This is a genomic window from Allobosea sp. 2RAB26 (assembly GCF_052115465.1).
GTDB lineage: Bacteria > Pseudomonadota > Alphaproteobacteria > Rhizobiales > Beijerinckiaceae > Allobosea.
This window is the reverse complement of the sequence record NZ_JBFRGS010000005.1, coordinates 174533-186863: the sequence shown is the minus strand read 5'-3', so window position 1 is coordinate 186863 and position 12331 is coordinate 174533. Positions and strand designations below refer to the sequence as shown.

Annotated in this window: 12 protein-coding genes; 10 read left to right on the top strand and 2 right to left on the bottom strand. The window is 66.1% G+C overall.

The features are described from left to right. The first annotated feature begins 88 nt into the window (after positions 1-88). The 9 genes from AB4118_RS11285 to AB4118_RS11245 all read left to right on the top strand — a co-directional run bounded on the left by AB4118_RS11285 (position 89) and on the right by AB4118_RS11245 (position 9862). Positions 89-658 carry a flavin reductase family protein gene (locus tag AB4118_RS11285; protein ID WP_441489803.1) on the top strand — a complete coding sequence of 190 codons (570 nt, stop codon included), beginning with the start codon at positions 89-91 and terminating at the stop codon, positions 656-658. Positions 659-710: 52 nt separating this feature from the next. Next, positions 711-1715 (top strand): LLM class flavin-dependent oxidoreductase, encoded by a 1005-nt coding sequence (locus tag AB4118_RS11280; RefSeq protein WP_441489802.1) that lies wholly within the window; start codon positions 711-713, stop codon positions 1713-1715. Between the two features lie 26 nt (positions 1716-1741). Continuing rightward, the gene (locus tag AB4118_RS11275) at positions 1742-3094 is read left to right on the top strand and encodes an LLM class flavin-dependent oxidoreductase (protein WP_441489801.1); all 1353 of its coding nucleotides are present in this window, start codon (positions 1742-1744) and stop codon (positions 3092-3094) included. A 14-nt stretch (positions 3095-3108) separates the two neighbouring features. After that, on the top strand, positions 3109-4302 hold the full coding sequence (locus AB4118_RS11270; RefSeq protein WP_441489800.1) for a M20 aminoacylase family protein: 1194 nt from the start codon (positions 3109-3111) through the stop codon (positions 4300-4302). A gap of 23 nt (positions 4303-4325) precedes the next feature. Further along, complete coding sequence (locus AB4118_RS11265; RefSeq protein WP_441489799.1) at positions 4326-4868, top strand: GNAT family N-acetyltransferase; 543 nt, start codon at positions 4326-4328, stop codon at positions 4866-4868. Between the two features lie 60 nt (positions 4869-4928). Next, a complete protein-coding gene (locus AB4118_RS11260) occupies positions 4929-6731 on the top strand; it encodes an amino acid ABC transporter permease/ATP-binding protein (RefSeq protein WP_441489798.1) in 1803 nt (600 codons plus the stop codon). Positions 6732-6819: 88 nt separating this feature from the next. After that, on the top strand, positions 6820-7758 hold the full coding sequence (locus AB4118_RS11255) for an ABC transporter substrate-binding protein (protein ID WP_441489797.1): 939 nt from the start codon (positions 6820-6822) through the stop codon (positions 7756-7758). A gap of 80 nt (positions 7759-7838) precedes the next feature. After that, the gene (locus AB4118_RS11250; RefSeq protein WP_441489796.1) at positions 7839-8771 is read left to right on the top strand and encodes an ABC transporter substrate-binding protein; all 933 of its coding nucleotides are present in this window, start codon (positions 7839-7841) and stop codon (positions 8769-8771) included. 32 nt (positions 8772-8803) lie between these two features. After that, complete coding sequence (locus AB4118_RS11245) at positions 8804-9862, top strand: LLM class flavin-dependent oxidoreductase (RefSeq protein ID WP_441489795.1); 1059 nt, start codon at positions 8804-8806, stop codon at positions 9860-9862. A gap of 28 nt (positions 9863-9890) precedes the next feature. On the opposite strand, the gene AB4118_RS11240 is transcribed toward AB4118_RS11245, so the two are convergent. Further along, the gene (locus AB4118_RS11240) at positions 9891-10505 is read right to left on the bottom strand and encodes a DUF1109 domain-containing protein (RefSeq protein ID WP_441489794.1); all 615 of its coding nucleotides are present in this window, start codon (positions 10503-10505) and stop codon (positions 9891-9893) included. 129 nt (positions 10506-10634) lie between these two features. Next, positions 10635-11201: a sigma-70 family RNA polymerase sigma factor gene (locus tag AB4118_RS11235; RefSeq protein WP_441489793.1), complete on the bottom strand. Its 567-nt coding sequence runs from the start codon at positions 11199-11201 to the stop codon at positions 10635-10637. Between the two features lie 86 nt (positions 11202-11287). Here AB4118_RS11235 and AB4118_RS11230 point away from each other — a divergent pair, with 86 nt between their 5' ends. Next, on the top strand, positions 11288-12277 hold the full coding sequence (locus tag AB4118_RS11230; RefSeq protein WP_441489792.1) for a CE1 family esterase: 990 nt from the start codon (positions 11288-11290) through the stop codon (positions 12275-12277). Positions 12278-12331: the final 54 nt, after the last annotated feature.

Here is a 12331-nt window from a genome sequence, read left to right as displayed (position 1 = left end):
CGGCTCGGTCGGCGAACGCACGGCTTGATCGACAGCCGTTGCGAGATCGCTGCGTCCAAACCCGCCCGCATGGCTTGAAGGATTCCCCATGAGCATCGTCACGCGCTTGCCAACAGCTTCGCCCACGATTCGCGACGAAGCAGCAGCATTCCGTGCCGCTTTCCGCCACCTCGCTGGCGGGGTCAGTGTCATCACGACCGGCGCAGGCGAGGATCGGACCGGCCTCACGGCGACCTCGGTCGCCTCGCTCTCGGCCGAGCCTCCGACCGTCATGTTCGGACTCAACCGCACATCGTCGAGCTATCCGACCCTGCAGCGGTATCGCACCTTCGGCATCAACTTCCTGAATGCGGCGCAGAAGCAGATCGCGGATCGCTTCGCCGGACGGAACGGCGAGAAGGGCGTCGAGCGCTTCCGGCACGCCGAATGGACCACCGCCGCAACCGGCGCCCCACTCCTGGTGGGCACGCTCGCCTCCCTCGACTGCGAAGTCGAGGAACTGATCGAGCGCCATTCCCACAGCATCGTCATCGGCCGCGTGCGGGCCGTCAGATTCGGCGCCGACGAAGCGGCCCTCGTCTACTGGCGCGGCGACTACGAGCGCCTCGGCTGGATGGCGGACGAGGCCGCGGCGGCGCTCGGCCTGCGGGCGCTCTGATTCCACCCGCCCCAAACCCGCACGCAGACCTGCATTCACGAAGGCCGCTCCAATGACCTATCGCCTCAGCCTGCTCGAAAAGAGCCCCGTCTTCGACGACGAGACCGGCAGCATCGCCCTCGCCCGCTCGGTCGCACTTGCTCAGAATGCGGAGCGCTGGGGCTATCACCGTTTCTGGCTCGCCGAGCATCATGGGATGGCGGGCGTCGCCAGTTCCTCTCCGGAAGTGCTGGCGGCCTATATCCTGGCCAGCACCTCGCGCATTCGGGTCGGGTCGGGCGGCGTCCTTCTCCAGCATTACAGCCCCTACAAGGTGGCGGAGAACTTCCACGTCCTCGCCTCACTCGCACCGGGCCGGGTCGATCTCGGCATCGGCAAGGCGCCGGGCGGACTGCCACTGGCGACGCGCGCGCTGCAATGGGGACATGATCCCGCCGTCCGGCGCGAGTTCGGCACGCAGTTGCGCCAACTCGGCGCCTATCTCGATCACGGAACGGACGCTGGCCAGGCCCTCGACCGGCCCCTTGTAGCGCCAATCCCGCCCGAGGTGCCGCAGCGCTTCCTGCTCGGCGGCAGCCCGGAAAGCGCGCGACTTGCCGCCGAACAGGGCTGGCAGTTCGTCTTTGCCGGTCAGCTCAATGGCGATCACGCAGCGATCGAGGCAAGCATCGAGGCCTTCGCCAATGCAGGAGGCCCTGGCACGCCGCTCCTCGCGGTGACCGCGCTGGCCGCCGAGAGCAACGAGGAAGCCGAACGGATCGCGGACGGGCTGCAGATCGTGCGTCTCTACCTCGACGATGGTCAGGCTCTCAATGTCGGCAGCGAAGCGCAGGCCGCGGAATACGCCCGGCAAGCGGGCGTGACCTCCTACCGCACGGAGTTGCGCCGCCCGAGCATCGTCGCCGGCACGCCGGGCCGGGTCCGGCGCGAGCTCGATGCGCTGCACCGGCGCTTCGGCATCGCTGAATTCATCCTCGATACGCCGGCAGCCGCCCGGCAGCAGCGGCTCGCGTCGATCGCGCTGCTCGCCGACGAAGTCCTGACGGCCGCGGCCTGACCACTTTCTCCACCGGAGCACGTTCCATGAGCAAGAAACCCATCACTTTCGGCATCATGTTGCAGGGCCCGGGCAGCCATATGAACTCCTGGCGCCATCCCAGCAGCCCTGCCGATGCCAGCGTCAATTTCGACTTCTTCGTCCGCACCGCGCGCAAGGCGGAGAGTGCCGGCATCGCCTTCGCCTTTGTCGCCGACGGGCTCTACATCAACGACAAGTCGATCCCGCATTTCCTGAACCGCTTCGAGCCGCTGACGATCCTGTCGGCGCTGGCTGCTTCGACCAGCAAGCTCGGCCTCGTCGGCACCGTCTCGACCTCCTACAGCGATCCCTTCACCATCGCGCGCCAGTTCGCCTCGCTTGATCTGATCTCGGGCGGGCGCGCCGGCTGGAATGCGGTGACCTCGCCGCTCGAAGGCTCGGGCCGCAACTATAGCCGGCCGCATCCGGAGCATGCCCTCCGCTATGAGATCGCCACCGAATATCTCGATGTCATCAAGGGCCTTTGGGATTCCTGGGACGACGATGCCTTCCCGCGGGACCGCGAGAACGGCGTCTTCTTCGACAAGGCCAAGCTCCACACGCTGGGGCACAAGGGCCGCTTCTTCCAGGTCGAGGGGCCGCTGAACATTTCCCGCTCCGCGCAAGGGCAGCCGGTCGTCTTCCAGGCAGGCGCCTCCGACGCTGGGATCGGGCTTGCCGGCAAGCACGCGGATGCCGTCTTCAGCAACAATGTCGCACTCGAGGAGGCCCAGGGCTTCTATCGCAGCATCAAGAACAGCGCCATCGCCCATGGCCGCAGCGCGAGCGACATCAAGGTCTTCCCGGGCATCGGCCCGATCGTGGGAGCGACCGAGCGGGAAGCCGAGGAGAAATACCGCGCCATCCGCGACCTCGTCTCGATCGACGAGGCCCTGCTCTATCTTGGCCGCTTCTTCGACCATCACGATTTCAGCACCTACCCGCTCGATCAGCCATTCCCCGAGCTGGGCGAGATCGGCAAGAATAGCTTCCGCTCGACCACGGACCGCATCAAGCGCAATGCGGCCCTGAAGGGCCTGAGCCTGCGCGAGGTCGCTCTCGAAGCCACCACACCGCGGACCGATTTCATCGGCACCGCCGGGGCCGTCGCCGAACGGATCATCGACCGCGTCGAACAGCAGGCGGCAGATGGCTTCATCCTGGGCTTTCCCGTGATTGCCGAGGGTTTCGACGACTTCGCCCGACTCGTCATCCCGGTGCTCGAAGAGCGCGGCGTCTATGACCGCAGCCTGCCCGGCACCACGCTACGCGACCATCTCGGTCTGCCGCGCCGGGAAAGCCGCCATGTTGGCGAACCTGCGCCACAGCAGGCCGCGCTGGCGCGCTCGGCCGGCTGAGCCGGGGCAAGGACATGACCTTTCACACACCCGGCATTGGCCAGCAAGAGCGCGAAGACGCGGCCCGAGGCGTCGCAGCCTTCGCCGACGCGTTCATCGCATTGCGCCGCGATCTTCATCGCCACCCCGAGCTCGCCTTCGCGGAAAAGCGGACCAGCGCACTCGTCGCGGAGCACCTCGCCGGATGGGGCTACGAGGTCACGACAGGGCTCGCCGGCACCGGCATCGTGGCGACGCTCCGGCGCGGCAACGGCGAGCGTCGACTGGGCATCCGTGCCGATATGGATGCTCTGCCGATCCAGGAAGCAACGGGCCTGGCCCATGCCAGCATCCATGCCGGCGCGATGCATGCCTGCGGCCATGACGGGCATACGGCGATCCTGCTTGCGGCAGCGCGCTATCTCGCAGAAAGCGGGCGCTTCTCAGGCACACTGACCCTGATCTTCCAGCCCGCCGAGGAGATCGGCGCCGGCGCCCGCAAGCTCATCGAGGAGGGGCTGTTCGAGCGTTTCCCCTGCGACGCCGTCTTCGGCCTGCACAATTGGCCGGGCGTTCCGGCCGGACAATTCGGCTTCATTGCCGGTCCGGCGATGGCCTCGGTCGATCAGGCCCATATCACTGTGCTCGGCAAGGGGGGACACGGAGCCGCTCCCCATGAGACGGTCGACCCGGTCGTTGCCGCCGCCGCGGTGATCACGACGCTGCAGAGCGTGGTCTCCCGCAACATCGACCCGCTGGAGGCCGCCGTCGTCACAGTCGGCTCGATCCATGGCGGCACCGCCTCGAATGTCATCCCCGACAGCGTCGAGCTCAGGCTGACGATCCGCTCCTTCAGCAGCACGGTCCGCGAGCAGTTGCAGCAGCGCATTCCGGCGCTGGTGCGTGCCCAGGCCGAGAGTTTTGGTGCAAGGGCCGAGGTCCGCTACCGGCTCGGCTTCCCCGCGCTGGTCAACCACGATGCGGAAACCGCCTTCGCACGCGAGGTTGCGGTGGCGGCCTTCGGCGAAGAACGGATCGAACGGAATTTCAGGCCACGCACTGCCAGCGAGGATTTCGCCTTCATCTCGGAGGCTCGCCCCGGCAGCTACCTCTTCGTCGGCAACGGCGACAGCGCACCCCTGCACAGCCCTCACTACGACTTCAACGACGCCACCCTGGCGCCCGCGGCGACCTACTGGGTCGCGCTGGCGCAGGCCTACCTCTCCTGAACCCGCCGGAAAGGCAGCCCATCATGGCCGACAGCTTCATTTACACCACGCCGCTCGACGCGCGCTCGCAGCCCCTGATCGAAGCGCTGACCTGGGAATACGCGACCCGTTATGGCAGCATTTTCGGAGAGCCGCCTGGTGCCGAGATGAGCCGCTATCCGGCCGAGCTGTTTGCGCCGCCGGATGGCAATTTCGTCCTGCTCGTTCGCGATGGGCGCACGATCGGCGGCGGGGCCTTCATGCGCCACGACCGGCACACGGCCGAGCTGAAGCGGATCTGGACCCACGCCGATTTCCGTCGCCAGGGCTTGGCCCGCAAGGTGGTCGAGGAACTTGAAGCGCAGGCCCAGCGCCAGGGCTACAGCAGGATCTACCTGACGACCGGCTTCCGGCAGCCCGAAGCCAAGGAACTCTACCTGCAGACCGGCTATCGCCCACTCTTCGACATCACGGTCCATCCCGAGGTCCATCTTAAGCTCCCCTTTGAAAAGGAGCTCGGCCCGCTCGCCGGGCATCTGCCGCATGCGTCGGCCAGCGAACGGCCGGGTGCCGCCAGCGCGGCCTGAGCGCCTCCAAGCCGACAGAGCGCGGGTCAGACCGCCCCCAGACTCCCGACGAGACCTGACATGACCCTGACCACCGATTTTCGCGCGCTTGATGCGCCGCCGCCGCAACCCGCGCGAAAGAGCGACAACGCGCATTATCGTATCGTGCCGGCGAAATACCCGGCGCGGACCGTCGGAACCGTCTTCTCGGTGATCGTGATCTTCGCGATCCTGAACTCGGTCCTCTCGAACCCACGTTGGGGCTGGGACGTTTTCGCCGAATGGTTCTTTGCCGAGCCGGTCCTGGCCGGCCTCGGACGCACCCTGCTGCTGACCTTGCTCGGCGCCACTTTTGGCTTCCTGCTCGGCACGGCGCTGGCGCTGGCGCGGGTCTCCGGTTCGCCCCTGCTGGGCTCGCTCTCCTGGGGTTATGTCTGGCTCTTCCGCTCGATCCCGCTCATCGTGCTGCTGCTGGTGCTGAACAATCTGGGCTATCTCTACGAGACGATCACGCTCGGCGTACCGTTCACCGAGATTTCCTTCTTCAGCTACCAGACCACCCAGTTGCTTACGCCATTCGCGGCAGCGGTGCTCGGGCTGGCGCTCAACCAGGCGGCCTTCTGCTCCGAGATCATTCGCGGCGGAATTCTCTCCGTCGATCAGGGTCAGTTGGAAGCCGCAGCCGCACTCGGCCTGCCGCGCTCACGCCAGGCCTCGCGCATCATCCTGCCGCAGGCGATGCGCACCATCCTGCCGACCGGCTTCAACGAGATCATCGGTTTGGCCAAGGGCACCTCGATGGTCTACATCCTGGCGCTGCCGGAGCTGTTCTACACGATCCAGATCATCTATCGCCGCAATCTGGAGGTGATCCCGCTGCTGATGGTCGCGACCGTCTGGTATCTGGTTATCCTCAGCGTCCTGTCCTTCATCCAGCATCATATCGAGCGCTATTACTCGAAGGGCGCGCTGCGCAATCCGCCGCCCTCCCTGATCGGCAATGCCCTTGCAAAACTGCGTCGCTCGGCAAGCCCGGCCGTGGCGCAGGTGCCGGTCGCGACATCGGCCCCGCTCCTTCTGCGAGAAGCGGGCACGCCGGTGAGTTGGGCCTCATTCGCCCGCAGCGGCGGCGAGGTTCGCATCCAGGCCGTCAGCAAGAGTTTTGGCCCGCTGAAGGTGCTGGACGATGTCAGCCTGACCATCCCGCGCGGCAGCGTCACCGTCATCCTCGGCCAGTCCGGCTCGGGCAAGTCGACCCTCCTGCGTGCGATCAACCATCTCGAGCGCGTCGATGATGGCTTCATCTCGATCGACGGCGAGCTGATCGGTTACCGCCAGGATGGCGACACGCTCTATGAGCTCAAGGAAAAGGATATCCTGAAGCGCCGCGTCGATGTCGGCATGGTGTTCCAGAACTTCAACCTCTTCCCGCATCTGACCGCGCTCGAGAACGTCATCGAGGCACCGATCACGGTGCGGAACATCGGCCGTGACGAGGCTGTCGCCCAGGCGCGCGAACTGCTGGCCCGCGTCGGCCTCTCCGAGAAGGCCGAAGCCTATCCGCGCCAGCTTTCCGGCGGTCAGCAGCAGCGCGTGGCTATTGCCCGCGCCCTCGCACTTCGGCCGAAGGTCCTGCTCTTCGACGAGCCGACCTCGGCGCTCGATCCCGAGCTGGTCGGCGAGGTGCTCGACGTCATCAAGGAACTCGCCAGCTCCGGCACCACGCTGATCGTGGTCACGCATGAGATCGGCTTCGCCCGGGAGGTCGCCGACCGGGTCGTCTTCATGGAGCAGGGCCGCATTCTCGAAACCGGCTCGCCCGAGAAGGTTTTTGGGGCTCCCGACCACCCGCGGACCCGCGAGTTCCTCGCCAAGGTTCTCTAGCGCCTGGCCAGAACCGGCGAGCGCAGCGGGACCTGCGCTCCCCCCGATGATCCGAGCCTGTCCCGATCCCTCGCATGGAGTTTTCAGCATGGCCGCAAGGACCAGATCCCTTTCGCTCGGCTTCGGCGCGCTCGCCGCAGCAGCCGCCTTCCTCACCGTCCCTGCCATAGCCCAGCAGGTCTTCGATCTCAGCCCGGAACAACCCAGCCGCCCCCGTGCGGAGAGGAACGAGGAGGCACTCAAGCTGGTCGCCAAGGACGCCAAATTCGCCAGGGATGGCGTCTTCACCGTCGCCATCGCCTCGCAGCGCCTTCCCTTCGGCGCCTATGGCACCGACACAAGGACGCTGGTCGGCTCCGAGCCCGACATCGCCCAGCTCGTCGCCGACAGTCTTGGCCGGAAGCTCGAGATCGTCAGCGTCGCCTGGGCCGACTGGCCGCTTGGTGTCGCCTCCGGCAAATACGACGCCGCAATCAGCAATGTGACCGTCACCGAACAGCGCAAGGAGAGGTTCGACTTCTCCACCTATCGCAAGGACCTGCTCGGCTTCTACGTCAAAGCCAGCAACCCGATCACCATCACGGAGCCCAAGGATGTTGCCGGACTCAAGGTCATCGTCGGTTCCGGCACCAACCAGGAGCAAATCCTGCTGCGCTGGAACGAGCAGAACCTCAAACAAGGCCTGAAACCGGTCGAGGTGCAGTATTACGACGACGACGTCGTGCTCTATCTCGCACTCGAGACAGGCCGGGCCGACGTCTATCTCGGCCCCAACGCCCTGCTCAGCTTCAAGGCCGCCCGCGAAGGCAAGACCAGACTCGCGGGCAATTTCAGCGGCGGCTGGCCGCTGCTGGCCGAGATCGCGGTGACGACCCGCAAGGGGAACGGGCTGGCGGAAGCGATCACCCATGCCCTCAACACCCAGATCGCAAACGGCAATTACGGCAAGGCGCTGACCCGCTGGAATCTCGGCCCAGAGGCGGTCGAGAAATCCACCACCAACCCGCCCGGCCTGCCCAAGAGCTGAGGCCCTTGCGCCGCCGCGCGACAGCGGCGGCGCTGACGTCCTTTAGCGAAGCGGCCAATTCTGGAACTGGAAGGACGATCATGATCGGGCGACGAGCCATTCTCTCGCTGCTGCTTGGGGCGGCGACCACCTACTGGAATTCTGCCCCCGCCCTCGCGCAGCCCTTCGATCTCGGCCCGGAGCAGCCGGGCAGGCTTCGCGCCGAACGGAACCCCGAGGCAATCAAGGCCATCCCCAAGGGCTTTGTCTTCGTCGAGCCGGGCTCGCTCACCGTCGCGATAAGCCCGAGCGGCCCGCCGCTCGCCACCTATGCGACCGACGCCAGGACCGTCGTCGGTGCCGATCCAGACTTTGCCCAGCTCATCGCCGACAGCCTCGGCCTGAAGCTCAATCTTCTGCCGATCGCCTGGGCCGACTGGCCGCTCGGCCTGGCCTCGGGCAAATACGATGCGGTGATCTCGAATGTCGGCGTCACCGAGCAGCGCAAGGAGAAATTCGACTTCTCCACCTATCGGCAAGGCCTGCACGGCTTCTATGTGAAGGCCGAGAGCCCGGTGACGTCCATTAGGGAACCCAAGGACGCGGCAGGCCTGCGCATCATCGTCGGCGCCGGCACTAACCAGGAGCGCATCCTGCTCGCATGGAGCAAGTTGAATGTCGCAGCCGGGCTCAAGCCACTCGACCTGCACTATTACGACGACGAGCCGACCAAACTGATCGCACTGCTCGCCGGCCGCGCCGACGTCATCGTCCAGCCGCATGCTCAACTGGTCTTCATCGCCGCACGCGACCGCAACATCCGGCGAGCCGGCACTCTCAGCGCCGGCTGGCCTCTCAAATCGGACGTCGCGATTACGACGCGCAAAGGCAGCGGTCTCGTCGACGCGCTGACTGCCGCCACCAATGGCCTGATCGCCACCGACAAGTACCGCCAGGCGCTCGCGCGCTGGGGACTTGAGGAAGAGGCTCTGGAGCGCTCCGAGACCAATCCGCCAGGCTTGCCCAAGTCCTGAAGCCGACGCCCCCAATGCCTTGTGAGTTCATCATGCCCGCCACTCCGCTCACGATTAGCCGGATCGGCTTCCTGACGCCCGGCAATTACCGCGACGACGCTCCACTGGTTGGATTGGAGGACACCCTCCAGCTCTTCGAATTCGGCGAACGGCTCGGCTTCGACAGCGCCTGGGTGCGCCAACGCCATCTCGAACCCGGCGTCTCCTCGGCCAGTGTCTTTCTGGCCGCTGCAAGCCAGCGGACTCGACGCATCGAGATCGGCTCCGCCGTGATCCAGATCGGTTACGAGAACCCGTTCCGGCTGGCCGAGGACCTGTCGCTTGTCGACGTACTCGCACATGGGCGCCTCAATGTCGGCCTCAGCGCCGGGCCACCGTCGTATGCCGAGCTGTTGGGTCAGCGCTTCCTCGACGGAGACCGGACAGATTCAGACTATTCGCATCAGCGTGTCGCCCGCCTCGCAGCCAATCTCGACGGCGCCTATCTCGGCGACGACGAGACTTTCATCACATCGGCGGCAGGGCGGTTGCGGCCGCGTATCCAACCGCACGCACCGGGGCTGCGTGAACGGCTTTGGTATGGCGGAGGATCGCTGCGTTCAGCCCGTTGGGCCGGGGAGAACGGCTTCAACCTTCTCGTCGGCAACATCAATATCGGCGAGGAGACCGACAATTTCTTCGAGGCCCAACTGCGTCAGCTCGCTCTCTATCGCAGCAGCTGGCAGGCCCAGCATCAGCCACGCATTGCCGTTGGCCGTGTTATCGTCCCGCTCGACGGGGCCGATGCAAAGACCCGCAGTCGCTATCGCGATTACGCCGCCAGCCGGCATGAGCGCACCCTGAAGCCGCAGGGCGAACGCCGAACCCAGTTCGCTCCGGATCTCATCGGCACATCGGAGCAGATCCTGATCGCATTGTTGCAAGACCCAGTGCTGCGCGCGGTCGACGAGTTGCGTCTTGAGTTGCCCTATAATTTCGAAGCGGAGGATTATGAGCAGATCATCGACGACTTCATTCGCCTGATCGCGCCGAACCTTGGTTGGCTCAGAGGGCGGGCAGGCAAGCCGGACCTCGCCAGGCTGCCGGCCTGATGACAGCCGCTGACTGCCTCAGGCTCCGCTACCAGCGCACGAATCGCGGAAAAGCGAGGGCTCCGACGACAGCCATCAGGCCCATCGCCAGCGGATACCAGCTTGCGATGAAGGGGATCGTATCCTCAGGGCAATGCACGCTGTAGGCGATGGTCGCCAAGGCCGCGGATGCAACTCCGGCGGCAGCGCCAGTGAGGCGCAAATCGACCGGCGCGCCGCGCCGGGCGACCGCGATCATGGCAGCGAACGGGATCAGCCCGTAGAGCACAACGGAGATCAGGCAGGCCTGCCAGCTCCTGCCAAAGGTCAAGTTGGCCCATTCTCCGGCAGGCGCCCGAGCCAGAACGACGAGAGCCCACAGCATCACGGCGGTGATCGGGAGCAGGATGAAGGACAGATGTCCTCGCGGACTGAGACCGGGCCGCAGGCTGCGCTGGAAAACCGCCACGGCGATCCCGGCCACACTCGCTCCGAGCAGGACCTTGCCCAGCACCGGCGCGCTGGCCCAGGCCCCCGCCAGGTCCCGGCGCGCGCCGAGCGTCAGGAGCACGGCAAGCGTCGCCCCGATCATGGCGAGGAACGCAGCAAGCCAGGTGATACGGCGCAGCCACCCGGTATCAACCGGCTGGCTGCTCGTGGCCATGAGGGAAATCAGCTCGTCTGTCTGCATGTCGGATCGGTCATTGTACTGTGATGGACGGGATTTCGCAGCAAACAGGCGAAAGGTTACAGCGTCGGGTGCGCTCACGCTGCCGCAGCACGCGCATCGCGGTCACGGTGCCCTGCGCATGGTCAGGAGGCGCGCCATGGCCCGCAGGCCGCGATGGATTGCGACCTTCGCTGCCGTCTCGGTCATGCCGGCAGCGCTTGCGGCTTCAGCGACCGAACAGCCCTGGACCTTGACCTGGTCGATCAGCGTTCGCGTCCGTTCAGGCAAGGATTGCAGGGCTCGCGTCAAGTCCAACCGGGCATCGGAGGCAGGCGTGTCTGGCGCCGCCAATTGATAGGCCTCGTCATCGATCGGCAGGTTGGACGCGTGCCGCCCGGAGCGGCGCAAATGATCAACGAGTTTATAGCGCGCGATCGCATGGGCCCAGGCGGTTACGGGGCTCGCCGGATCATAGCTGTGCCGGGAGAGATGCAGGGCGAGCAAGGTCTCCTGCAAGACATCCTCCGTCTCGCTCGGCTCGCTGCGCCCCGCTCGCGCCAGATGGTGACGCAAATAGCCGCGCAGGCGCACGCTGATCGCCTCGAGGAACGTGCGATAGGCCGACGCATCGCCGGCAAGTGCGGAGAGAAAGACGGGACGCAGCTGCGTTTCAAGATCGGCGAGAGACACGGGAAGCGGCGATTCTCCGGGGCCGTGCAGGCGGGTGTCCAATCCGTCGCATGATGATGCAGGGCTCACAAGCCCGTGACTGGCAGATGCTGACCTCGCCCCGCCCCGATACGCTCGCATACGCGCAGAGCGCGGCCTTCCGGGCCTTTCGCGGGAAAGCGACGAACATGGCGACAGCAGCGCGCTTCGGCCTGGCGATCATAGCGCTCGCAATGGCGCTGACCACGACGCTGACATCCGCCGCCATCGCACAGGAACACGCCAGGACGGAAGCGCGCCTCACGCCTTGCCCGGCCGAGGGAGGCTGCCCGGTCGAGGGCGGATTCTATCGCATCCTGCTGCCTGCGCAGGCCGCGATCGGGCATCTGCGCGGCGCGATCATGTACTTTCACGGCTGGCAAGGCTCGGCCGAGGAGATCATGGCCGATCAGGGTCTCGTCGCGGTTGCGCAACGCCTCGGCGTTGCGCTGATCGCCCCTGACGGGATGGGGCGGACCTGGTCCTATCCCGGTTCTCCCGGACACCATCGCGACGAATTCGCCTTCATCGGCCAAGTTCTCGACGACGTCGCGCAACGCTTCCCCGTCGATCCCCGCAGGATTCTGGCCAGCGGTTTCTCGCAAGGCGCGTCCATGGTCTGGAATCTGGCCTGCCGAATGCCATCGCGCTTTGCCGCCTTTGCGCCAATCGCCGGTGCGTTCTGGGAGCCATTTCCGCAGGACTGCGTCGCCCCCCGGCCCAATCTGATCCATGTCCATGGCACGAGCGACACAACCGTGCCGATGGCGGGGCGCCCACTCCGGTCCGGGTACAGGCAGGGTGATCTCTTCAGGAGCCTCGCCGTCCTGGCACCCGGCTGCACCTCATCCTGGGCGGATGAGGTCCGGAAGGCGCCGCAGCCGGAGGCCCTGACCTGTCGGCTGGCAACCGACTGTCCCGGGCCTGCGCGGCTGGAACTGTGCCTCCATGGCGGCGGTCATATGGCCGACCCGGCCTGGGTCGAGCGGGCCTGGCAACTTGCGATGCCTCCCAAGATGCCGACAGCCGCGGCGGGCGCCAGGCTCACTTTTCCGTGAGGCCGTAACCAGCAGCTCGCCTCGCGCGATCTCTCCTGCCGATACCGAGGGAGA

Coding starts and splice junctions, on each gene's coding strand:
- AB4118_RS11285 (WP_441489803.1), top strand. CDS start 89: ATGAGCATCGTCACGCGCTTGCCAACAGCTTCGCCCACGATTCGCGAC.
- AB4118_RS11280 (WP_441489802.1), top strand. CDS start 711: ATGACCTATCGCCTCAGCCTGCTCGAAAAGAGCCCCGTCTTCGACGAC.
- AB4118_RS11275 (WP_441489801.1), top strand. CDS start 1,742: ATGAGCAAGAAACCCATCACTTTCGGCATCATGTTGCAGGGCCCGGGC.
- AB4118_RS11270 (WP_441489800.1), top strand. CDS start 3,109: ATGACCTTTCACACACCCGGCATTGGCCAGCAAGAGCGCGAAGACGCG.
- AB4118_RS11265 (WP_441489799.1), top strand. CDS start 4,326: ATGGCCGACAGCTTCATTTACACCACGCCGCTCGACGCGCGCTCGCAG.
- AB4118_RS11260 (WP_441489798.1), top strand. CDS start 4,929: ATGACCCTGACCACCGATTTTCGCGCGCTTGATGCGCCGCCGCCGCAA.
- AB4118_RS11255 (WP_441489797.1), top strand. CDS start 6,820: ATGGCCGCAAGGACCAGATCCCTTTCGCTCGGCTTCGGCGCGCTCGCC.
- AB4118_RS11250 (WP_441489796.1), top strand. CDS start 7,839: ATGATCGGGCGACGAGCCATTCTCTCGCTGCTGCTTGGGGCGGCGACC.
- AB4118_RS11245 (WP_441489795.1), top strand. CDS start 8,804: ATGCCCGCCACTCCGCTCACGATTAGCCGGATCGGCTTCCTGACGCCC.
- AB4118_RS11240 (WP_441489794.1), bottom strand. CDS start 10,505: ATGGCCACGAGCAGCCAGCCGGTTGATACCGGGTGGCTGCGCCGTATC.
- AB4118_RS11230 (WP_441489792.1), top strand. CDS start 11,288: ATGCTGACCTCGCCCCGCCCCGATACGCTCGCATACGCGCAGAGCGCG.